Here is a 23,818-nt window from a genome sequence, read left to right as displayed (position 1 = left end):
ATAAATGTTTAATTCAATTTATATAGAGAACACTTGCTTCATTTCCATTGTGGTAGCCAAACCTACCTACCACAACGGAATATACACCGGGTAACTCGCATCCTCTTCAGCGGCACCGGGATTTCTCTTCACCCACAATCTGCGAAGATCAGGCAGACCATAACCCGCAACACGATAATCTCGCAGCGATTCATGATGGGCGTGTTCCTCCCTGAAGCTGTACGCGGGCAGAAGCAACGCCTCCCGAATCAATCGATCTTCTAGCTGAATCAATCTATTCAACCGCTCCGCAGGTTCCTGGATCATGATCACTCGTCCACATTCCTGTTCCAGTTCATGTCTCCAGTAATCATTCATCGCAATCAGGAATAATGTGTTCTGAAAGGTATACATCGTCACCAGACTCAGCACGATATGATCATTGAACACTTCTCCCGTATAGATCAGATCACAATCCCTGAATCCATCTTGATAGACTGCATGAACCGGATCTCCCGCGATAATGTTAATATGTAGGCCAATCTGTTTACATCTCTCTGCAAACCAGACCATATCTGCCTCCATCTTCTCTCCTTCTTCCACCCACAGACTTAAACTCTGCCCTTGGTAAGAGCTACGACGCAATAATACTGAGGCCCGCGCCAGTGAGGTCTCGACAGAAAGTACTGTTTCAGGTGTGACCGAACCATCCGATTGTTCCGATTGCTGTTTCCATAGCTCCCTTTGATCCGCACCCTCCGTAAGATGTTGCTTCTGTACTCGTCCTCGAATCAGACTATAAGCAGCCTGCGTGTTCGGGCTTCCGAGTGCTTCCGACAACTCCTGCGCATTCAATAGCTGTTGAACAGCCCGGCGAAAATTCACATCATGCTGCGGCCCTTCCTTTTGCATATTAAACGTCATATACACTCCGCCCTGCATCTCATGCTGTACAGCACGAGGTTGTGCATCCGGAAATAAATCATGTTTGATGATGGACTCCGCTTTGCCCGAGTGGGGGAGCTGCCACACTTCAACACGATCCACATAAGCCCGCCCTTTGAAATAAGCAAGGAATACCTCAAGCACAAGCAGCTTCGAATCATGACGAGTCAACCGATAAGGTCCTGTGCCAATTGGATTAAGTGGGGTCATCTCCACATCTCTAGGCAGGATAGATGCACACATACTGCTCATTAGATCCAGGAACATGAAGTTGGGCTTATTCAACACAAAACGTACAGTCAACTGGTCATACGCTTCTATGCTCTCAATGGACCCAAACAAAGGCCTGCACGGGTTACTCTTGTCAGAGATAATGCGATCAAAGGTAAACTTGACGTCCTCGGCATCCAGTATCCTTCCATGATGAAAAGGTATGCCTTTGTGCAGATAAAAGGTCCATTCCCTTCCATCCGCATGACTCTCCCATGCCATAGCCAGACTCGGCTCACAGACTTGGCGTTCAGCATTATAACGAACCAAACGATCATAGACCTCTGCAATGATGAAAACTTCTCCCCACATCCCTGTTTGCGTTGGGTCGAGAGTCTTAAATGGTGTATTCTGCGGAATCCGCAATGTATCCACTCGGCCTCTGTCCCCATCATTCGAACGCAGACCGAATTGATGCTGCATTTGTTGCATCAAATGTTCTCGCATCGGTATTGGCAAGGTAGCGGCCAGTTCATAGGCATCCTCCATCCTGTTGCCATTCAGTAGATAGTCGAACCGTTCATGCGCCACTTCAAGCAACGGGACGTAAAATACCAGCATCGATTTTTTGCCTCTGCCACGCTGAGGGTTCCACCTGACCCATCCGTTCTCCTTGAATTTGTTCATAATGAGGTTCATGTTTCGCATCGTACAACATAAAAGATCGGCAAGTTCACCTACCGTTGTATGTACTTCTTGTTCATCATGCACATGTGGAAAGTTTAACCGCAGTTGAATGTAATGTTCTGATACGTCCATATATGCCCTACCTTCTTCTCATTCTAAATTTCTATCTTTTAATTTCCTTCCTCATTCTGCTAAAATACGAAATCTTCCTGGTTGCTTCTACAGTTTTTCTTCAGGTTTTCCTCCATTATACTCAGTAACATCAACATGACCAGTGGGAAGGAAGAAGAACGACTTATGAAATACGCCGATTTGCACCCTAACATCAGGATACGAATCATTACTGATTTTTTCACCGATTTGACCCAGAAGTCCATCATTCCATTCATGGCGATCTATCTGAGTGTTCAGATTGGCGCAGGTATGGCGGGGGTATTGCTGACGGTCAATATTGTAGCTTCCATGATTGTTGGATTGTGGGCAGGATATTGGTCTGATCGAATTGGACGGAAGAAGTTAATGGTGATTGCACAAACTCTGCAGGTAGTGGCCTTATTTTGTTTGGCCATCGCAAATTCACCGTGGATGGATTCGATCATTGTCACTTGTCTCATGTTTCTGCTCAGCAGTCTAAGTTCAGGGATCACAGTGCCGATTGCTAATGCCATGATTGTCGACGTGAGCAGTGAACATGAACGTCACTATGTATATGGATTGCAATATTGGACAACAAACGTTGCTGTAACCTTTGGCGCACTGATGGGCGGGCTATTTTTCGAATCATTTCGTTTCCTATTGTTCAGTCTGGTATGCCTAGAAAGTATAGCTACCCTGTTTATTTTGGTCTTCATGATTCGTGAAACAATGTATAAACGCGCATTAGGTTATGGCGATGCTCCCATCCAGAGGAACATACTGAAAACGTACTGGGCGGTCTTTCAGGACAAACGTTTCATGATATTTTTCACGGCTACGGTACTTGCAGTCTCCCTGGAATTTCAGTTGGATAAATACATCGCTGTTCGTCTAAAAAATGAATTCACCGCTCAACTGTTCGGCTCAGATATCTCAGGTTTGCATATGTTCAGCCTAATCATGGTCATCAACACCGTACTGGTCGCCTTGGTTGCCATTCCATTCTCCAAATGGATAGGTCGCTTCCAGTCCCGATCTATCATGACTGTCGGTATGCTCCTCTATACCGCAGGTTTCACCGTACTTGCTTTCAGCAACTGGGCCTGGTTACTTATCTTCTCCGCTATATTGCTGACCATTGGAGAATTGATGTACGCCCCTGTTCGTCTGGTCATGCTCGCGGGTATGATTCCAGATTCGGACCGTGCTGCCTATATGGCTGCTGACGGGTTGAGTTATAACGTTGCTGCCCTCCTCGGCAGTATTGGGTTAACTATTGGAGCCTTTCTGCCCTCCTATGCGATGGCTGGTCTGTATATCCTGATGGGGCTTGGAGCGCTCATCTTTTTCCGAATGTTACTTCGGAAGGCAGAGGAACAGAATCAACATCTGCCGTGTGCAGATGCATCTTGATTTCACTTTTCCGACAACTTTTCCGACAACAAAATAATCATCCAAGGGAGCCTGCCAGGCTCTCTTTTTCATGACCAATCTCATCGCATACAGGTAAATTATCTTTAACATTTTGTAAATTATAGTTTACATTTAGTAAAATATCATGTACATTAGGTTCATGGAGGTGAGCAAGTGGAAGAATTACACAATCACGTTCGGGAGTTACGAGCCAGAGACCGGCTATCCCAAGCGGAACTGGCCAAACTCATTGGTGCATCCCGTCAAACCATTGCCCTGATTGAGCGTGGAGATTACTCTCCGTCGGTCGTTCTGGCACTAAAAATAGCACATGTATTTCGTGAACCTGTCGAAAAAATCTTTGAACTGAAAGGTGGAGATTAAAATGAAAAATTCATCATCCTCGTCCATTAAAAAGCGGTTGCGTCTTCCCTTGTATGCAGCAGGTGGCGCTGTAGTTGGTTTTCTCGGAGCTAGCGGAGTCAGTAAAGTCCCTTCTGACTTGAACTGGACGCTGTCCGTGTACTATGACTATGATCTTTTATTCGCAATACTGGCGGCTCTTGTGGTAGTTATGACGGTGTGGAACATCTTCAGTCTCTCCCGCACGCCATCTGTCCCTCCCATGGAAGATGATGCATATGGAGACTCCGATTCACTCATCTCTCCCGCAGAGCGCTCCCTCGGAAAAGCGATGATACTCAGCGGATTCAGTGTTATTCTTACGTTTACCTGGGCAGCACTTGCCTTGTCCTTGTATGCATCCAACCGAACCATGCCGAATTCTCCAGAACTGTTTAACCTCTTGAATCTTGTTGCTTCGTGCATCTCTATTATCATCGTTGTGGTCGTGCAAACTCTGACTGTGAAGCGATACAACCTTTATTTCCCTGATCGTGCGCTGGATTTGAACTCGCGCAATATGAAAAAAGATCACTTCGAGAAATTAGATGAAGGTGAGAAATGGATCGTGTATCGCGCAGCCTATCGTTCTTTTCAGATGATGAATGTACTTCTTGGTGTTGGAATGGTCTCTATGTTTCTATATTCGATGCTCTTTACCTTTGCTCCATTCCCAATTGTAATGCTCTCTGTGATCTGGATTGCCAACATTGGAATCTATTATCGTGAAACCTATCGTGCGAGTAATCAGTAATACATGGGTAAGTAACTATTTTGTAAATATTTTCATAAAGGAGTGTTTGCATGCATTTATCCAAACGAAAGACCCGTTTCAGGTTCACCTCCCTAACAGGAGCTTTCATGGCTGTGGTTCTGTCTCTCAGTCTATGGGTACCCGCAGTCCAGGCGGAGACAGCGACTCCAGTAGCTGCTGAACAAGGAAAGACGAAAGCGCTGACAACTGAATCGGCTACAGCATTTCTGGATTCATTCTTCGATTCACCTGAGGCAAAAGCCCATTATGTGGGAGCCTCCGTTGTTGTTGTGAAGGATGGCAAAGTTCTGGCGGAAAAAGGCTATGGCTTCTCCGATGTGGAGAGCAAGACAGCGATCGATCCGAAAAATACGGCCTTCCGTGTAGCCTCTGTCTCCAAAACGTTCACGTCTGCTGCTGTAATGCAGCTGGTGGAGCAAGGCAAGGTTGATCTGCAAGCTGATTTTCAGACCTATGTGAAAGGGCTCGAATTTGATAATCCTTTTGACAAACCTGTAACTGTGGAGAACCTGCTCACCCACACGACCGGATTCGAGATCCGTGATCCGCAGCAGGAAGACATCCATACTGATTTTGACAAGTACATAGCGATGGAGGATTACGCACAGCAACACATGCCTCCTGTCGTTCGAGAGCCTGGTAGCGCCTACATGTACGATAATTTTTCGTTTTTGCTGCTTGGCATGATTGTCGAGAATGTAAGCGGCGAGCCTTTTGAATCCTACATGCAACAGCATATCTTCAAACCGTTGGGAATGGATAACAGCAGTTTCGTGCTGGACAAAAAGTTCCAGAAGCAGCTTGCTACAGGCTATGATGCGGCACACAATCCGCTTGATCTGTACACCATCTCTCCAACACCAATGCCTCAAGGTGGCATGTTGTCTACCGCAGAAGACATCGGGAAGTTCATGATTGCGTTCCTGAATGATGGCGTGAAAGACAACGAGCGTATTCTCAAGGAATCCACAGTGAAAAGCATGGAACAGTACCGGTCTTCCATTCATCCACTGTTACCAAACACCACGTATGGATTCGAAGCTGCATTTCAGCTTCCCGGAGCAGGAAGTAATCCAAGTATCATTACAAAAGGAGGCGACCTGACCGGATTCAGCTCTTATCTCTTCCTTATTCCCGAGCAAAATACAGGCGTTTTCCTGACGTATAATCAAAATGGAGCACTTCGTAATCTGTTCTACCCGGCATTCATTCAAAGTTTCTTCCCGCAATATGCAGAGCCTGTACAGTTCAAGGAATACACGCCGCAATCCGCAGCTGAGCTACAACGCTTCACCGGATTGTACGCGGATTTACGAATTAGCACGATCGTCAGCTCCCTGAAAAATGAAGGTACAGAGCCTGGACAACTGAGCATTTCGGATGTTTTTCTGGGTCAACGCAACCTGATTCAAGTGGAAGATAATCTCTTCAAAGATGAATTGACTGGTCAATTCACAGCATTCAAAGAATATACAGATGGTACCACATACATGAAAGAACCTTATCTCAACCCTATGGGTTATGAGAAAAAAGGACAAAAGCCTATGGGCTTCCGGGATGTTCGTGAGAACAGTCCTTATGCTGAAGCCATCTATGCCATACAATCTCTTGGATATTATGAGAATGATGCTAACAAGTCTTTCCAACCAAAATCAGCTGTGACACGAGCTGAATTTATTGAGAACACGCTTAAACTGAGTGGATTGAAGCCCAGCAAAACAACACCTCCTGCAGGCACCGACTGGGCAGACCATGAAGCAGCCGGTTATATTCAACTTGGATATGAATTGGGTATGATTACGGGCGCAGATGAAACGCAGTTTAAACCGGATCAAGTGATTATCCGACAGGAAGCCATGGTCATGATGTGGAGAATTCTGCAACTGCAATATCCTAGTGAACTGTTCACAGATGTCAAACTTGCGGGACACACGGACCCATGGGCTGTACCAGCCGTTCAGATGATGGCGAAGCTTGGTATCCATGGACCTGAGGTAAAAGTGCTGGAAGATGGGTCCATTGATTTACTTTCCCGCAAACCTCTGATTCGTCAGGAAGAGGCTGCGATTATGTATGCGCTGCTTACCCAACCAACAGATCAAATCGTCGCTGAACTGATGGCTGCTCAGCAGCCGCAAGCTGAACCTGCTGAAGGAGCCGAGCCTGCAGAGGAGACATCTGAAACTGCGCCGGTTCCTGTACCAGCGCCGGTCCCTTCTGCAGCATCAGCACAATAAAAATAAAATATCTCATACCGATTAGATTTATCATGCTTATGACAAGAAAAACAGGCTTGTTCAGAAGGATACGATCCTTCTTGAACAAGCCTGTTTCGTTACTTTTCATAACTTATTATTATAGCGATCTGTTACTGAGTGATATCCGTCTCTATTCGATCAACGAAGATACATGGTGGTTCCCGTTGCGCTGATCAAACTTGGCTGCAGCGGTCTGAGCATGCTCCGCAAAGTAATCGGCCAGCTTGAGCAGATCGCCTGGATCGCCTTCATACGGGAAGGACGCTGGCAGACGCAATCGGTATTCTGGAGATTCTTCCGCCCAACGGCGAAGCAACGATGCTGCTCTGGCATAAAACAACATTTTGGCGTAAGGATCTTCATGATCCGCAGCGAACACCAGTGTTTCCTCCAGCACATCAATGCCTTTTGCAGGGTTCGTACGTGTGAGATAATCCATCTGTTCCGCAAAACTCTGCACAAAATCGTTCTGGCCTTTGATCAGGCGATATCCCTTGGTCTGATGTTTATCTGCTTCTGCAGTCCGTCCCAGACGGTATAGCGGCATCAAAATCTCTGACAAGGTCAGATGAGGAATCTCCGCGCAGCTCATACGCCCTTTCAGGATAGGCTGTGCCGCCTCCAACACCTTCTCATCGTCTCCTTTTAACAGGAAATATCGCATAATCTCATCCTGCTCACAGGCTTCGCAGTCACTCATAAAGTCACGGTCCATCGTTCTGAATCGATCATAACTGCGTCCCGCTTCCTCCAGCTCCCCAAAATCCATAAAGATCCGGAACCGATAATACCAGTATGAGCGTTCGCTGTAACCGTACGACTTGAAACGCCGTCCAAAATCCTCCAACAACTCCAGGATCTTCTCGCGTGATATTTCCGGGAAGTCGGGCATCTTGCCCAATATCCATTTGTACGACCACATTAATGTTTCTTCATCATATTCTTCGGGCTGTTGGTCGAACTTGCCCAGCTGCCAGGAAAAAGCAATCAAAGCTTTCATCGGATATCCACAGAAGGTGGCTACATCCACAATCTCTGAGCGTGCTTCGTACGCCTCCATAACCATGCCATTGACATCGGCAACTCTTGCCGCTTCCTCCAGCATACCAAGCTTCGCCGGACCATTGGGTAAGCCATAGGCCTCGTCCATCAATTCTTCAAAATCCATCTCTGTCTTCATCAGGCATCCCCCTTACGATCTGTATTTGCACGTAAACCCCAATCTATAAAACGAACAATGCCCTGATTTAACACTTCAAGCTCCTGTTTGCTCATCGCATAATGCCCCATCATCAGTGCATTGACATATAACATTTCAATGGCAATCGGTGTCATCTGATCATCCGGTGATGTCAGTACCCGCTGAATGATCGGATTACTCACGTTCAGATACAAGGTTGAGTATCCTGCTGAACTCATGCCAGAAGACAATGAACCCAGAACGGATGAGAACAATTCCGTGCTCTCCTCGCTTGCTTTTTCCAGTGCACGAAGTGTTGAAGATTCCTGAGACAGCGTGAACAACACCGGCAGATCCGATGGCTTGAAACCTTTCACCTCAGCCCGACAACGGAAGCGCTGTAAGGCAGAATCTGCGAGTCGCAATGCATCATAATATTGATTGCGTTCAGCGGGAGATACATCGGTGAAACTCATCGAAACCTGGTCCGGTTGTAGACGCTCCGTCTGTACATTATGCACAGCCATCGGCAATGTCTCCATCAACTCACCGTCATAGATATAACCACCATTAATCACCAGCATCGATTGTGCGGATGCTACATGGTGAATCTGACGGTACTCATCGACAGAAGACGTGAAATACAACTTCTCTCCTTCATCGATTAGCTCACCCAGTTCACGGTGACCCCTCGTGCTCTCAAATGGCAGCCAGCGATGAATCATGGCATAGAATGCCTGATCCTGTACAGCCAGTGCCTTCATGGACAAGGCATGCAGGCGAATCAGTTTCTGTAGCCGTTCCGTCTGACTCTCAGCCATGTCGGCCAGTCCCTTGCGAAGTGCGTCTCCAAGTTCGGAGCGAACTTCCTCCAGCTTTTCATTTTCATAAAAATGTTCCCGTGATGCCGTCGGTTGAAGCTCATCTGTCCAGATCAGGCATTTCACGAAGAAAGCCCATTCTGGCAAAATGTTCTCAGCCTTCTCCGAAATCAGCATTCTCTTCAGGTAAACCCGGTGAGAACGCTTGGCATTCAGATTAACCGCGTGTGGCAGTACAAAAGCAATACCCCCGGTACGGCCTGAAGCTGTCGTCAACGGAATGAAGTCCTGGAACTGCTCTCCAAGCAGCCGTTCACCAAATGCCAATACCTCCGCTCTGCGTGAGCGTGCGAGTGCAGGGTCCATCAGCCAGATCGGTGTCTCGCTGTTCACCACATGTTGCGCTCCGTCATGATCCAGCGTGACTGGATACGGTAATAACGCTCCGTAATAGAACAGAGCTTCTTTCACATAATCTGGTTCAAAGTAGTGCGCTGCGTCCGGTGTACAACGCAGATATACTTTGGTCCCCGGGGACAGCTGTGTATCCAACTGTCGAATCGTATAGGTGCCATCCGGCTTGCCCCGCCACTCCATCGAAGGGCCGCCCTTCGCGGATTGCGTCAGCATGACAATTTCGTGACTCACCATGAAACAGGATAACAACCCGATCCCGAAACGCCCGATAAACGAAGTCTCTCCATCCAGCAGCGCTTGCTGCCCCCTCTTCGAGGATTGTCCAATCATCGCCAGGAATTCATGGATGTCAGCTTCAGTCAAGCCGATGCCGTTGTCCTCCACCATCATGGTCAATTGCTCACCTGTTCCCGTCAGTTCAACACGCACTTCACCCTGATACCCTGGCTCCGCCTCCGTTCGTGCGGTAATCGCATCCGTCGCATTCTGCATCAGTTCTCGCAAGAACACTTTCGGACTGCTATATAGATGGTTGGATAAAATCTGGATCATCCCGCTCAGGTTCACTTGAAAACGATATTCATTGGATGCTGTCATGACTCACTCACCTTCCTCTAAGTCCAAACACAATATGTACCCATACGATGTAATCATATGGATGTGTTAGACGAATTCATTATGTAATCGTTAAAAACAGACGTTCCCGTGACAGGCACGCCTAAACATCACGTCAAGCCGCCCCTGGATAACCAAGACCGGCGTTATATGAATATTAAAGGCATTCATGAGACGTAAGGCCTTATCTTTCATTACCACGTTATGAATAGCAATGAAACGGATGTTCTACCCTAAAATAAGGATACATGTTACAAGACAGAGTGAAAACAAACCTGAGACCCGATTTCAGGCAGACTTCAGGGTAATTGTGCATCCTCCATTCGGGACTATTGAAGGAGGAAAATATCTTTTTTGTCGTCCATTTGAACGATATCAGCCTACCACACGTATAATCTCCAAACTCAGATCGGACGGTGAATATACATGATCGAAGTACGTAACATATCCAAGCAATTCAAGGTGCATCAAGCACTGCATGATGTCAGTTTCACAGTTAAACAAGGCAGTGTCACAGGGTTGATTGGACCCAACGGTTCGGGCAAAACCACACTGATCCGTATCATGAATGGTGTTTTGGGCGCTTCCGGTGGACAGGTAACCATTAACGGATTGGACGCCGCTCGTGAGGCGGAGAAAGTACTGGCCATGTGTGGCACCCTTACCGAACAAAGTGGATTATATGAAAATATGAGTGGGCGTGACAATCTGACTTTCTTCGCAGATGTTTTTGGCCTGAAGCATGCCAAGAAACGAATCGACGAGCTTGTAACTCTGTTCGAGTTACAGGATTATCAGCATCGAAAAGTCGGCACCTATAGCACAGGCATGAAGAAACGCTTGGGCCTTGCACGAGTACTCTTGCACCGTCCTTCCATCCTGTTTCTGGATGAGCCCACCAATGGCCTTGATCCGGATGGAATTCAGATGGTGCTGCGCATTATCCGTCAGTTAAATAAGGAAGAAAAGATGACGATTCTGGTCTCATCCCATGTGCTGTCCCAGCTGTCAGCCGTCTGTGATCATTATATTTTCATGGAAAAGGGGCGCATCGTTGAGGAAGGCACGGAACAGGAGATTGTTAGCCGGTACCTGTCCACGCCGAAGCTCGAAGTAGAAGCCGACATACCCGATGGATGGCACACGGCAACCGACTTTACACCTGAAATAATCTCCGCACATCAAGCAGTATTTCAGCTTACATCGCGTGAAGATATTCCATTACTGCTAAGGCAATTAACGGAGCATGGTCAAGTCTATCAGGCCCGCATCACGGGCAGTGATCTGGAAAGTATCTATTTTGCCATAAGGGAGGCACAACAACATGAATAACCGCCAAGCCGTACGTGCACTGGTACGCAAAGATATTAGGTCTGTCACAGCCAGCGTTCAGCTCTGGTTGCCCATGTTGATCGTCCCACTGATTATTGGAATCATTATGCCCTCTGCTCTCCTGTGGGCGGCCTCCAGAATGGAACTTCGTTCTCTGGGCAACATCAGCTTTCTACTCGAATCATTGGATGCGTTAACCCATGGTGGACAGATTCCTCAGCTTGCTTCCATGCCTACAGATAATCATCGTATTGTCTATTACTTGGCCATGTATATGTTCGCCCCCTTGTTTCTCATCATTCCGGTGATGGCCTCCAGTATTCTGACGGCCAATAGTTTCGCTGGTGAGAAGGAACGTAAGACGCTGGAAGGATTGTTGTTCACACCGATCAGTATGAACACTCTTTTTAAAGGCAAAGTGCTAGCTGCACTGATTCCTTCCATTCTATTATCCTGGGTTACTTTCCTGATCTACGGAATCATTGCCAATATTCTGATGTACCCCATGTTTGGAACGTTGATGTTTCCCAATCTGAACTGGATAATACTTGTCATCTGGGTTGTTCCCGCTTGCAGTCTTATGGTCATTTTATTGAACGTTCTGATCTCGGCCAAGGTCCGTGGGTTCCAGGAAGCCTATCAGCTCGGCGGATTAATTGTCCTTCCCCTCATCGCCTTAGTCGCTGGTCAAGCCAGTGGCATGCTGCTGATTGGTCCTTGGATGTTACTCATGATTGGAGCAGTGCTCCTGCTCATAAGTTTGGTTCTTCTTCGTCTGGTCACAGCGTGGAATAGTCGTCAGCAACTGGCGGAAAGTCAGATCTGAATGATGTGGAGTGTAACGAGGAAATTCAACAGATCACACTGTCGCTCCGCTATACAGATTGAGAAATAAATATACGCGGGTTATGATGTGGAGATATATGCTACGGGATGATTCTAGAGAGGAATGGAACAACTGTATGGAATCCAAACTACTTCAAAAATTAAAATATGCTTCACAATTAACGGCACAGGAGAAACATATTGTGGACTATATCCTGAACAATCCCGAAGTTGTATTTGATTCTACAGCCCATGAACTGGCTCAGCAGACCTATACAAGCTCATCCACTATTGTTCGCTTATGCAAAAAGCTGGGTACCAAGGGGTACCCAGACTTTCAGTTAAAGCTTGCTCTTGAATACCAACAGATACCTTCCGCGTTGCAGACGCAGGATCATGCAATTGCAGAACAAGGCAACGTGCTGGCTGCCATCGACTCGGTTCCTTACCTGTACCAGCAGGCGCTGGAGGATACCCGCCGGATGTTAAACGCTCCTGTTTTGCTACGAATCGCTAGCTGGGTCAAAGAATCCGTACGCATTGATGTCTATGGCAGTGATATGAATTATTATCTGGCTCAACAGGCTTGTACCAAGTGGAATGAACTCGGCATATCTGCGATTGCTCACAATAGTCCGAACATGCATTATTTGAACACGATGAATCCGAATAGCCTGACGCTGTCTTTTGTTATATCGCACACAGGTGAGAACCAATCCATGATTGAAGCCGCCAAAGTGCTCAATAGCAAACAGATGAAAGTCATCGCGGTCACGGGCAACAACCATTCAACCCTATCCAAGCATTGTGATGAAACGCTGCTGGCTTATGGATACAATGAACAATTAAGGCTATCCAAAATGTCTTCGATGGTCTCGGTACTCTACATTTTCGACATGTTATACATGGGGAGCATTAGCGATACGTATTAACGATTAAAGCTGGTCCGCTGCAAATACAATCGCGGCATCCTTACGTGCACTCATGAGTACACTCATCACAGACTGGCTGTGTTCGAGCAGTTCGTAACACCGTTTGTGATCCCCACTTGCATGGATGTCCCTAAACGCTTCCCACTCATAGTACAGCCAATTGGATTTGGTCTGCTCATTATACCCCTCAGCAGGCTCATTCCCGATCTGAAGCTTGATCTCCCGGCAACCGTTTGCTCCTCCCACAACCTGAAGATAACCTTTCTCGCCCTGAATGAGCACAAAGTTCATGCTGTTTGTGTCTTTGGCACCTACACATTCGGCAATAAAATCCGGATACTTGAGAACCACTACTCCTGATGTATCAATGCCGTTTGCATGCTGGTTCGCGGTATACGATACGGTATTCGGACTGCCAAACAGATTCATGACCAGATGAAGATTATAAATATTGATATCCATCAGCGCGCCACCAGAGAATTGTGGATTAAATACATTTGGTGTTTGCCCTGCAAGCAGATCATTGTATTTGCGCGAGTATTGACTGTAGTTACACTGGATGAGTTTGATCGGACCAAGCTTTGGTAGTTGCTCCTCTATGACTTTAATATTGGGCAGATGAATGTTGGAGATGGCTTCAAACAACAACAGATTCTTTTCTTTTGCAAATGCAATCAGCGTTTCTGCTTCCTGAAGCGTGGACGTGAACGGTTTTTCGCAGACGACATGTTTGCCATGTTGAAGTGCCTGATAGGCCTGTTCGTAATGCATGCTGTTTGGTGAAGCAATATATACGAGATCTACATTTGTATCTGAAAATAGAGATTCCAGGTCCGTATAGATGGTATCGACCCCATACTTACCCGCAAGCTCCTGTGCTGTCTCTCTCTTCCGGGAGTACATCGCTGTACACGTAACATCATCCAGTTCATTAATCGCAGCTAAAATGGCATCCACAATGGACCCTGTACCAATCGTTGCTATATTCATCATATCGTCTCGCTCCTGTCGTTGGTTGTTTGTCAGTTGGCTCTCTTCGCCGCTTCGATTCCGTCATGTAAAATATCCAATACATATAAAACCTCTTCATCCTTGACCGGTTTATCACCGTTATGTCGAATGGCTTGAAGCAGTTGATCATATAAAATGCCATAGTCTGTCGCTTCCGAAGGAACTTTCTCCGTATGTGATGTCCCCTCATCGTCCACATAACTAATCATACCCCAGTTATCCTCCGGTTCAGCTTGAATGGATACCCGGGTTCGTCCATCTCCATTTTTCGTTTGATGCCCACTGCTATATTTAACAAAGCTCCCTCGATCCCCGTGGACAATGAATTTTGGATGCTCGATCTTCACAAGCAGACTGCACTTAATCGTGGCCTTCATTCTTCCATATCGAAAATCAATATCGATGTAATCATCGGATTCACCCGGCGCGATCAAACTCCGAACATCATAATCAATTCGGTCAGCTACGCCATAGATGAAGATCAACTGATCGATGGTATGTACGGCCAAACCATGCAGCAGTCCAAATCCACTTCTGGCGTACTGTGGGTGAAAATAATCATAGTGGGACTGAATTTCAACAATATCCCCCAGTTTGCCGCTCTCAATCACTTTTTTCAATGTCAGAAAGTCACCATCAAATCTGCGATTTTGATTCGCCATGGCGATGAGATTTTTACGATTGGCTAGTTCAAAGATATCTTTGGCTTCCGCAGAAGTGGAGGCAAAAGGTTTCTCGACCAGCACATGTTTCCCGTTCTCCAATGCCAGCTTGGCGTATTCTACATGGCTATCCACATGGGTGGCGACAACAATCAATTCAATCTCATCATCTTGGAATATGTCTTCGAAATTGGTCGAAAAAGTAATCTCGGGATAAAGTAATTCACGCTCTGTATCGCCAACCCGGTCTTCCTCGCGACGGTATATTGTCTTCACCTTGATATTTTCTTTCTTGTCCAGATAAGGCAAATGATAATTCACCACTGCGTTCCCAAATCCGATGATCGCCATATTCAATTCCATAATCGCTCACTCCTCTGCTCTGGTTGAGAGTTATGTTATCACGATCAAGTCAGGCGGAGAATGCTTTGGGACGGGATTGGCAGCATCATGCGCAATTCGATTTCAGGTTTGAATGACTATGAAATTCAATTTCATCCTCTTCTTTTTTTCATGTTTGAGATCTAACATATCTTCCATAGTTTACCGATATAACATAAGGAATTAACGACATACATATAGAAGAACGAGGGGGACGATGAACGAATGAAAACAGGGTATACATACTTACAACGCACCATCTGTACATTGCTGTTATTTACACTCATTGCAGCAGTGACATTGGGAGGTGGAACCGCAGCCCAGGCAGCTTCACTCAGCCAATCCACAGTGTATTATGAATCTGACGGAGTTTTGTACAAAGTATCCGCGGATGGCAGCAATACAACAGAAGTATTAATTGATTTCCAAGGTGTAGACTTGCTCGCGGCAGGCTCTTATCTCTACTATACGCAGACTGCTTCTTCCACAACCTTACTTCGGGTTCCGAATGACGGGTCCAGCGATGCGGCAGAGACATTTGCTACAGATGTACTCAGCTATTATACGGATAACGGATTCATCTATTATCTGGATGCTACAGGTACCATTTATCGGGCGAATGGCAATAGTGACGCTTCATCTGTCACCAAGATTGCTGACAAGGCCGATACCGACTTTCCGTTTCTCCTGGTAACCAAAGGGCGTGCCTACTATAATGCGTTGGTTAATGGAAACACGTGGATCGTGTCCAAAACGTCCAACGGTTCTGGAGCTGTGCAGCGGATTGCCGCAGGCGCAGTGGAAGGACGTTATTTTACAAATCAAGCCAAAAACGAACTGCAACTGATGGTAAATACAGACCCGTACGAGGATTTCTATTCCACCAATGCTGTTGTCATGTATAAGGTGACTTACAACACTGGTAAGGCGACCGCTGTTAATCCCAAAGCCAAACTGGATGTGAATGCTGTATATTCCGGTGGTTGGGGAAACAATCTTTACGTGTATAACAAAGGAATCGTTCTCGACAGCAACAAGGATTACAATTATGCCAAAGGCAAAGCGTTTGCGTTAACGACTTCAGCCAAAACACTTCAACTTCATAACAAGAGCGTTCGTGAAGTAAGTGCCTTAGGTACAGACAAGGTTGTCCTTATTGATACAGACAAAAAGGCTTATGCCAAAACGGTCTCGGGCAACAAAGTGACCAAGTCTGCCAACCTGAACCTGAACAATGTAACGTATGTTGCGAATCAATTGACCAATGGTACAGCTACGGCTGCATACATCTCGGGCAACAACGGACTCTATTCGGTTAATACAGCTCTCAAGGTAACGAAACTTACCGGGGACGAATGGGATGCATTCCATATCAGAGATGATGTTGCGGGCCTCTTCTACATCAATGCCAAAGATCAATATCGCTTATATCACGTGCAAACGGGTGGAACAGGGAAAAAAGTAATGAGTGACGTTTTCCTCGACAATATTCTATTGGTGACACCGTACTAACATATATTGTTGATTCAGGCTTATAGCCATTCAACGGACTTGTCCATATCAAAAGGATTACCCGGTAGCCATAACGGCGCTTGGTAGTCCTTTTTTGGTTATCGAAAACTATTTTTTAAAAACATCTTCCATATGAGAATGATAATTGTTATCATTAAGAAAATAAGACAAAAGGATGGTCCGTATGACTGAACAGTTTCCCTTCATTGCTGAAACCTCATCTCTACCGCTCCTCTCCTCCATGTGCCGTGTGCGTCGTGGGGAGAATTTCCGTGTGCAAGGCAAGACGGTGTCACGGCCCATGCTCTGTCTTATTTTGCAAGGAGACGGTGTTCTGGTCCTGAATGATACAGTCTATACGGCGCAAGCAGGCAGCTTGTTTGTACTGAAGCCAGGAACAACCATTGAGGCCGCTGCACGCTCGAATGTGACCGAATGTATATTGCTCAGCATGGATACGGTTCGTTTGCAGCAAGTACGCGGGGAATGGAAAATGGCCTCCTCACCCGCCTTCCCGCTGGATTGGCAAACAGGCAGATTGCTGGTCCGTCACGAGCAGCAGGCTAAATTACGTTTCGAGCAACTCTATGAAACCTATCGCGGTCTTCAACCGGATCACTTTATCAGCATACATAGCCAGCTGCATGATCTGCTGCAGTTTCTCTCGGAGAACAGGCTGGAAGCCAATCATGAGAAAGTGGACCCTGCCTTGGAACGCAGTATTATGTATATGCGACGTTACATGAGTGAAGGAATTAGCATGGATCAGCTTGCCAAGATTGCTGGACTCACACCCAGCTCCTATTCCCGCAGTTTCAAGAAGGCCAAAGGCATGTCACCGACCGATTACCTGAATCGTTTACGTATAGAAGAAGCCAAAAAACAGCTGGCAGAGGAATCATGTGTCCTCAAAGACGTCGCGGTATCTGTCGGGTATGGCAATGAGTATTATTTTAGCCGCAAATTCAAACAAACCTTGGGGATTGCCCCCAGCGTATATATGAAAAGAGACCAACTTCGCGTAGCTACGGCATCTATTATGGGATTCCATGAGAACTTGGCCTCGCTTGGACTGCGCCCGGTAGCTGTGCTGGAAGGTGAAGGTGTGTTTGACCAAGAAACGGATGAATATGAACAAGAACGCCGATTAACCAGACAATTCGATCAACTTCGGCAGGCGAAGCCAGACTTGATCATCGGTGATTTTTACCATAAGCCCTATTACGATCGCCTGAAAAATATTGCACCCACCATCATCTTGGAGTCCACTGATGACTGGAAAGAGAACCATATTCGCATAGCCGAACTGGTTGGACGTGAGCAGCAGGCGTTGCTGAATTTCAAAGAACTAGAGTTTCGCAAGCTTGAAACAAGCCTGAACCTGCAACCCTATTTCGGACAAAAACGATTGACTCTGATGGAGGTTACGAATCAGTTCATTCGCTTACAAGGGACTGGCGAACATCCATTAAATCACTTGTTGTATGCTGAATTGGGACTCCAGCCTGCTCAGCTTGTATCTCCCGAAAGCTCCAGAAATGAGTATGTTGCGGATAGTATTCCCGTGCTGGACACGGATTACCTGTTGATCCATCGTGCTTCGCTTCAGCCTGCCAGTGAAAAGCTGTTCCGACGCATGAAACAGACAGCATCGTGGAATCGATCTCCTGCTGTATTGTATGGTAACGTTCACGATATCTCGAACTGGCAACGTTTATGCTGGACCCCGGCGGGCCGGTTGCAGATTCTGAACGAACTCGAAGAGATTGCTCAGCAGTCTGTAGTCTTTCCTCAGGCAGGTCTGATCGGACATTAGATGTGAACATAGGTCGATACGATGGGCAAGGTTATCTTTTACATCGTGTTTCTTCATTATAATTCAGTAAGATATTGCACAGGCCAAAGGGCCCTCTCCTATAACGGAAAGGGCCCTTTGCGTGTAATTATAAATGTTCCTTGATTTCTTCCTTCGGAACAAGCTTGTATATCTCTTCATTTTCCATGGTATCAATCAACCGATCCAACCATTTGTAATATGCTTCCGCTTGCAAAACTTTGTGTTTGTCTTCCATCAGGATGTGGATCAGTTCAGCATCCGCCTCTTCATCCAGATCTTCGAGTAATCGATTCAGTTCTTCAATTGATTTGCGTAGAACCTGAAGGTTACTCTCCACGGCTTTTCTCCACTTAATGGCAAAATAATCCGTAAACGTCTGATGCCAGTCATATTCCACTTCATATAGGTCTTTTCTGGAGCCCTTGCTCCACACTTTATTTACCATTTTCAAATCCAGCAGTGTTCGTACACCTGTACTCATACTCGTTTTGCTCATTTCCATTTCCCGTCCCATATCGTCAAGGGTCATTGGTTTGTCTGCAAAAAATAGCAATCCATATAAGTGTCCCGTCGACAGCGTAACGCCGTAAAGATCCATATTACGTCCAATGGCTTCAATGACGCGCTTACGAATCTTCAGCACGGTTGCCTGCTGTTCCTCTTGTAAATGGTCCAAGCCCATGCTTGCAACCTCCATTCTGAACATTCCACAGTCTTTGGCGAAATAATTGCAACACTTTAAAAGTCCTGCTTACATGGGAAAGCACTCGGCCGGACATCATATATGCCAGAGGGCTTTCATTCACCCAATGTATGAAAATGGGAACTTTACCAGGCTACAATTGCCTATGACTATCTTTTAACCAAAAAATTCAGCTTCAATTCAGCTCATTTTCTATTGTAGAAAAAGCGATATCAAATGTAAAGGAACCTTATTAGGCAGAATAAGGAGAATGACGGAGCATATGGGAGGAAAACTTTGTACAGTTTTTACTGTACAAACATTATGTACTGTTTATTCGGTTGCTATACGGGGTAAGTATTGTTAGAATACAAAACGTTACCCAGAAAGACGGGAAGCGAAGCAACAACTACCGGATTTCGTGGCTGGGCGCATAAGTGTATGGGCTTATGGATGCTGAAAGCCGTTCGAAGTGCACAACACATCAGAAGGGGTGAAAACATGACCATACTTGAAGTGAAAAACGTAAGTAAATTGTTTGGACCCCAAACCGAGCAAGGTCTGCAATTACTGGAGCAAGGTTGGGGTAAAGAAAAGTTGGCCAAAGAAAAACAGATAACGGTTGGTGTCAACCGGGTCAACATGGACATTAAAGAAGGCGAGATTTTCGTTATTATGGGACTGTCCGGGAGTGGTAAATCCACACTGGTTCGGATGTTCAATCGTCTGATTGAACCAACATCCGGAGAAATCCTGGTCCATGGTAAGGATCTACGCAAGATGAACAAAGAACAATTGCGCGAAGTGCGCCGGAAAACGATCAGCATGGTCTTCCAGAAGTTTGCGTTGTTCCCGCACCGTACCGTTCTTGATAATGTGGAGTATGGATTGGAAATACAAAAAGTAGATAAGGAAGTACGCCGGGAGAAAGCAAAAACCTCACTTGAGCTGGTTGGCCTTAAGGGCTGGGAAGACAAAATGCCAGATGAACTCAGTGGCGGGATGCAGCAACGTGTCGGCTTGGCGCGTGCACTTGCCAATGACCCGGAAGTACTGCTAATGGATGAAGCCTTCAGTGCACTTGATCCATTGATTCGTCGTGATATGCAAGATGAGTTGATCGAGCTTCAGGATAAAATGAAAAAGACGATTATTTTCATTACCCATGACTTGGACGAAGCGCTGCGCATCGGCGATCGTATTGCCCTTATGAAAGACGGCGCAGTTGTGCAGATCGGTACACCGGAAGAAATCATGATTCAACCGGCCAACTCATATGTGGCCCGCTTCGTCGAAGACGTGGATCTGTCCAAGGTCCTTACAGCATCTCACGTAATGCGCCGCCCTGAAACAATTACGCTTGATCGTGGTCCTCGTGTTGCCCTCGAATTAATGCGCGAACGTGGTATTTCCAACCTGTTTGTCATTGACCGTTCGATCAAACTACTTGGTGTTATTACAGCTGAAGATGCAACCCGTGCCATGCGCGAAAACAAATTGTTGAACGACATTCTGATCACGGACGGGCCGACGGTGTCGCCTGAGACCCTGATTCATGAATTGTTCGAGATTGTAAGTTCTGCCCATGTGCCGCTCGCTGTTGTTGGTGAGAATGGCCGTCTGCAAGGTGTTATCGTCCGCGGTGCCCTGCTGGGTGCGCTTAGCGGTGAAGTTGCAGTAAAGGAGGAACTTGTGAATGATTCCCAAAATACCACTAGCATCGTGGATTGAATCCATCGTTGACTGGATGAGCTCCTCGCTCTCCGGATTGTTTAATGTAATCTCTGTTGTTATTCAGGCAGTAGTCGGATTCTTCTCCGGGCTGTTCATGCTGCCGCATCCACTCTTGTTCATTGCTATATTGGGAGTTCTTGCGTTCCTCGTAGGTCGACTCCCACTGACACTATTTACGGTTATCGGGTTCTTGCTCGTAGATAACTTGGGATACTGGTCCCAATCGATGGACACACTCGGTCTGGTTATCACTTCAGGATTGGTTTCGATCCTGCTTGGTGTGCCTGTCGGAATCTGGCTTGCATACAGTAAAACTGCGGCGCGTATCATTACACCGCTGCTTGACTTCATGCAGACAATGCCTGCATTTGTCTACTTACTGCCTGCGGTCACATTCTTTAGTCTAGGTGTCGTTCCAGGTGTTATCGCGTCCGTTATATTTGCGATTCCGCCAACGATTCGTCTGACTCACCTGGGTATCAGACAGGTATCTGGCGAATTGGTTGAAGCAGCTGATGCATTCGGCTCAACTTCCATGCAAAAGTTGTTCAAAGTACAGCTTCCACTCGCTTTGCCTACCGTGATGTCGGGTATTAACCAGACCATCATGCTGTCACTGTCCATGGTTGTTATTGCATCCATGATTGGTGCACAAGGTATTGGTGCGGAAGTCTATCGTGCCGTAACACAACTGCAAATCGGTAAAGGTTTCGAAGCCGGTCTCGCCGTTGTTGTACTCGCGATTGTTCTGGACCGTTTTACACAAAATGTGTTTATGCCAGGTCGCAAAAAGACCTCACGCATTACAGCCAAGCAAAAAGCATGGATTACTGCTGCGGCAACATTCCTTGTGCTTGTAGCTGGTTTCTCACAATACTTTGTTGGTGGCACAACTTCCGCTGGTGGCAACAATTCAGCAGCCAATGCTGTAGGTGAAGAAGTAAATTATCAGATTATTGGTATCGATCCAGGGGCTGGCATCATGAAGTCCGCTGCAAAAGCGATCGAAGACTATAAACTGACTGACTGGACTCTGATTGAAGGCTCTGGTGCAGCCATGACTGCTACATTGGACAAAGCCATCAAAAATGAAGATCCAATCATTATTACAGGTTGGACTCCGCACTGGATGTTCAACAAATATGATCTGAAATATCTGGAAGATCCAGAAAAATCTTTCGGTGATGCTGAAGAAATTCACACCATCGCCCGTAAAGGTCTGAAAGAAGATCACCCTGTTGCGTTTGAATTCCTGTCCCGTTTCCAGTGGACATCGGATGAAATGGGTGAAATGATGACTGCCATTCAGGATGGCACATCCGCAGAAGAAGCAGCTAAAGCTTATGCTGAGAAACATGCTGATCAGATTGCTGAGTGGACCAAAGGTCTGACTCCAGTGAACGGTGATGCATTCAAACTGAGCTATGTGGCTTGGGATTCCGAAATCGCAAGTACGAACTTGCTGAAATATGTGATGGAAAACGAATTGGGTTATAAAGTTAACGCTCTACAAGTCGAAGCCGGACCAATGTGGACGGGTGTTGCCTCAGGCGACGTAGATGCCTCTCCAGCAGCTTGGCTGCCATTGACACACGCAGACTACTGGGAACGTTACAAAGACCAGGTGGACGATCTGGGTGCCAATATGACAGGTGTACGTACTGGCCTCGTGGTTCCTAGTTACATGACTGAAGTCAATTCGATTGCAGATTTGGAGACAGGTGCCGCTTCTTCCACTCCATCGGCAAGTGCTAATGTGGGCGAAGAGGTTAATCACCAAATCGTTGGTATTGATCCAGGTGCAGGAATTATGAGATCCACAGCAAGTGCCATTGAGAAATACGGTTTGTCTGACTGGAAACTGGTTGAAGGTTCAGGAGCCGCAATGACAGCTACGCTGGATAAAGCTGTTAAGAATAAGGAGCCGATTATCGTTACTGGTTGGACACCACATTGGATGTTCAACGCTTACGACCTGAAATACCTGGAGGATCCGGAAGGTGTCTACGGTGAAGCCGAACAGATTCATACGATTGCCCGTAAAGGGTTAAAGGAAGACAAACCTGTCGCTTATGAATTCCTGGATCGCTTCTCTTGGACAACTGAAGAGATGGGTGAAATAATGATCGCTATTCAAAATGGAGAAGATGCTCAGCAAGCTGCTGCTACATATGCAGAGAAGCATAGTGACCAAATCGCTGAGTGGACCAAAGATCTTACCCCGGTGAATGGCGAATCCATCAAACTAAGTTATGTGGCCTGGGACTCCGAAATTGCAAGTACCAACTTGCTGGAGTATGTTCTGAAGGAGAAACTCGGTTACAACGTAACTTCCCTTCAAGTTGAAATCGGTCCAATGTGGACGGGAATCGCCAACGGTGATGTAGATGCTACGCCAGCCGCATGGCTGCCACTTACTTCATCCGATTATTACAACAAGTATAAGGATCAGATCGATGATCTGGGTCCGAATATGGACGGTGCCAAAACTGGTCTGGTTGTACCAGCCTACATGGACATCAACTCCATTGCAGACTTAAAAGATAATTAAACCAGATTGAGTTGTATAAACCTGAATTTGGTAAAAAGACCACCGAAATTTTTCGGTGGTCTTTTTGAGTGTAACTTTTACTTGGTAATGTTTTCAAACCTAATCAAAGCCTGAATGTACCTGAAGTGCCGTTAAAGTGGATTTTCTCCCTTTTAATGAAAAGCTTCGCTCTGGATAGGATCAGGAGTAGAATACTCACTCACGGTTAGAGCAGAGCAAATACAAGCGCTAACGAATCGGAGACGTCTTATTCAAGGATATGAAGTGATTCCAGAAATCTAAAGAATCTGAGACACGCTATATCAGAATAAAACAGTCGTTTGCTGTGTTTTTGTCAGGGATTCCAGTAAATAACGTGTCTGATGTTCCTTACTTTGTAAAAAGAAGAACTAAAGGCGAAATAAGGCGTCCTGAGTTCCTTAGAAAATGGTCTCCCTTTCCCCAGGGTATAAAGGCTTGGGCTTCAAGACATTTTAAAAAGCTAATCTCCACATCCTAACTAACTTCGAAAATCTCAAGCAT

Annotated in this window: 17 protein-coding genes; 11 read left to right on the top strand and 6 right to left on the bottom strand. The window is 46.2% G+C overall.

Annotation, left to right across the window (positions count from 1 at the left end; genetic code table 11):
* Positions 1-66 precede the first annotated feature (66 nt).
* On the bottom strand, positions 67-1,953 hold the full coding sequence (locus tag MKY87_RS22720; protein ID WP_339785549.1) for an ABC transporter substrate-binding protein: 1,887 nt from the start codon (positions 1,951-1,953) through the stop codon (positions 67-69).
* Between the two features lie 165 nt (positions 1,954-2,118).
* On the opposite strand from MKY87_RS22720, the gene MKY87_RS22715 reads away from it, so the two are divergent.
* The 4 genes from MKY87_RS22715 (at position 2,119) to MKY87_RS22700 (ending at position 6,783) form a co-directional block, all read left to right on the top strand.
* Positions 2,119-3,369, top strand: a complete 1,251-nt coding sequence (locus tag MKY87_RS22715; RefSeq protein ID WP_339785551.1) for an MFS transporter — start codon at positions 2,119-2,121, stop codon at positions 3,367-3,369.
* Positions 3,370-3,543: 174 nt separating this feature from the next.
* The gene (locus MKY87_RS22710) at positions 3,544-3,753 is read left to right on the top strand and encodes a helix-turn-helix transcriptional regulator (RefSeq protein ID WP_017690042.1); all 210 of its coding nucleotides are present in this window, start codon (positions 3,544-3,546) and stop codon (positions 3,751-3,753) included.
* 1 nt (position 3,754) lies between these two features.
* The gene (locus tag MKY87_RS22705; protein WP_339785554.1) at positions 3,755-4,525 is read left to right on the top strand and encodes a DUF3169 family protein; all 771 of its coding nucleotides are present in this window, start codon (positions 3,755-3,757) and stop codon (positions 4,523-4,525) included.
* Positions 4,526-4,575: 50 nt separating this feature from the next.
* Positions 4,576-6,783 carry a serine hydrolase gene (locus tag MKY87_RS22700; RefSeq protein WP_339785556.1) on the top strand — a complete coding sequence of 736 codons (2,208 nt, stop codon included), beginning with the start codon at positions 4,576-4,578 and terminating at the stop codon, positions 6,781-6,783.
* Between the two features lie 151 nt (positions 6,784-6,934).
* On the opposite strand, the gene MKY87_RS22695 is transcribed toward MKY87_RS22700, so the two are convergent.
* Both MKY87_RS22695 and MKY87_RS22690 read right to left on the bottom strand, forming a co-directional pair.
* A complete protein-coding gene (locus MKY87_RS22695) occupies positions 6,935-7,984 on the bottom strand; it encodes a hypothetical protein (protein ID WP_339785559.1) in 1,050 nt (349 codons plus the stop codon).
* Positions 7,984-9,819, bottom strand: a complete 1,836-nt coding sequence (locus tag MKY87_RS22690; RefSeq protein ID WP_339785561.1) for an HSP90 family protein — start codon at positions 9,817-9,819, stop codon at positions 7,984-7,986. Before MKY87_RS22690 ends, MKY87_RS22695 begins: the two co-directional genes overlap by 1 nt.
* 444 nt (positions 9,820-10,263) lie before the next feature.
* On the opposite strand from MKY87_RS22690, the gene MKY87_RS22685 reads away from it, so the two are divergent.
* The 3 genes from MKY87_RS22685 (at position 10,264) to MKY87_RS22675 (ending at position 12,926) form a co-directional block, all read left to right on the top strand.
* Positions 10,264-11,169 (top strand): ABC transporter ATP-binding protein, encoded by a 906-nt coding sequence (locus tag MKY87_RS22685; protein WP_339785563.1) that lies wholly within the window; start codon positions 10,264-10,266, stop codon positions 11,167-11,169.
* Positions 11,162-11,995: an ABC transporter permease subunit gene (locus MKY87_RS22680; protein WP_339785564.1), complete on the top strand. Its 834-nt coding sequence runs from the start codon at positions 11,162-11,164 to the stop codon at positions 11,993-11,995. The genes MKY87_RS22685 and MKY87_RS22680 overlap by 8 nt, the downstream gene beginning before the upstream one ends.
* 136 nt (positions 11,996-12,131) lie before the next feature.
* Positions 12,132-12,926, top strand: coding sequence for a MurR/RpiR family transcriptional regulator (locus MKY87_RS22675; protein ID WP_339785566.1), 795 nt, complete (start codon positions 12,132-12,134; stop codon positions 12,924-12,926).
* A 3-nt stretch (positions 12,927-12,929) separates the two neighbouring features.
* Here MKY87_RS22675 and MKY87_RS22670 read toward each other — a convergent pair whose 3' ends face one another.
* Together MKY87_RS22670 and MKY87_RS22665 are read right to left on the bottom strand one after the other, a co-directional pair.
* Positions 12,930-13,916 carry a Gfo/Idh/MocA family protein gene (locus MKY87_RS22670; protein WP_339790759.1) on the bottom strand — a complete coding sequence of 329 codons (987 nt, stop codon included), beginning with the start codon at positions 13,914-13,916 and terminating at the stop codon, positions 12,930-12,932.
* Positions 13,917-13,948: 32 nt separating this feature from the next.
* Complete coding sequence (locus MKY87_RS22665) at positions 13,949-14,962, bottom strand: Gfo/Idh/MocA family oxidoreductase (protein WP_339785568.1); 1,014 nt, start codon at positions 14,960-14,962, stop codon at positions 13,949-13,951.
* A 243-nt stretch (positions 14,963-15,205) separates the two neighbouring features.
* Between MKY87_RS22665 and MKY87_RS22660 the strand changes: the two genes are divergently transcribed.
* Together MKY87_RS22660 and MKY87_RS22655 are read left to right on the top strand one after the other, a co-directional pair.
* A complete protein-coding gene (locus MKY87_RS22660; protein ID WP_339785570.1) occupies positions 15,206-16,492 on the top strand; it encodes a DUF5050 domain-containing protein in 1,287 nt (428 codons plus the stop codon).
* A 184-nt stretch (positions 16,493-16,676) separates the two neighbouring features.
* Positions 16,677-18,308 (top strand): helix-turn-helix domain-containing protein, encoded by a 1,632-nt coding sequence (locus MKY87_RS22655; RefSeq protein WP_339785572.1) that lies wholly within the window; start codon positions 16,677-16,679, stop codon positions 18,306-18,308.
* Between the two features lie 127 nt (positions 18,309-18,435).
* Here MKY87_RS22655 and MKY87_RS22650 read toward each other — a convergent pair whose 3' ends face one another.
* Entirely contained in the window at positions 18,436-19,011 is a 576-nt protein-coding gene (locus MKY87_RS22650) for a GbsR/MarR family transcriptional regulator (protein WP_338592117.1), read from the bottom strand.
* A 501-nt stretch (positions 19,012-19,512) separates the two neighbouring features.
* Here MKY87_RS22650 and MKY87_RS22645 point away from each other — a divergent pair.
* Together MKY87_RS22645 and MKY87_RS22640 are read left to right on the top strand one after the other, a co-directional pair.
* Positions 19,513-20,742, top strand: coding sequence for a quaternary amine ABC transporter ATP-binding protein (locus tag MKY87_RS22645; protein ID WP_307414572.1), 1,230 nt, complete (start codon positions 19,513-19,515; stop codon positions 20,740-20,742).
* Complete coding sequence (locus MKY87_RS22640; RefSeq protein WP_340966310.1) at positions 20,708-23,296, top strand: glycine betaine ABC transporter substrate-binding protein; 2,589 nt, start codon at positions 20,708-20,710, stop codon at positions 23,294-23,296. The genes MKY87_RS22645 and MKY87_RS22640 overlap by 35 nt, the downstream gene beginning before the upstream one ends.
* The last annotated feature ends 522 nt before the right edge of the window (positions 23,297-23,818 follow it).

Source organism: Paenibacillus sp. FSL R7-0198 (genome assembly GCF_038000415.1).
Taxonomy (GTDB): domain Bacteria; phylum Bacillota; class Bacilli; order Paenibacillales; family Paenibacillaceae; genus Paenibacillus.
The sequence above is the reverse complement of the archived record's forward strand: the minus strand, read 5'-3'. Positions and strand labels throughout refer to the sequence as shown.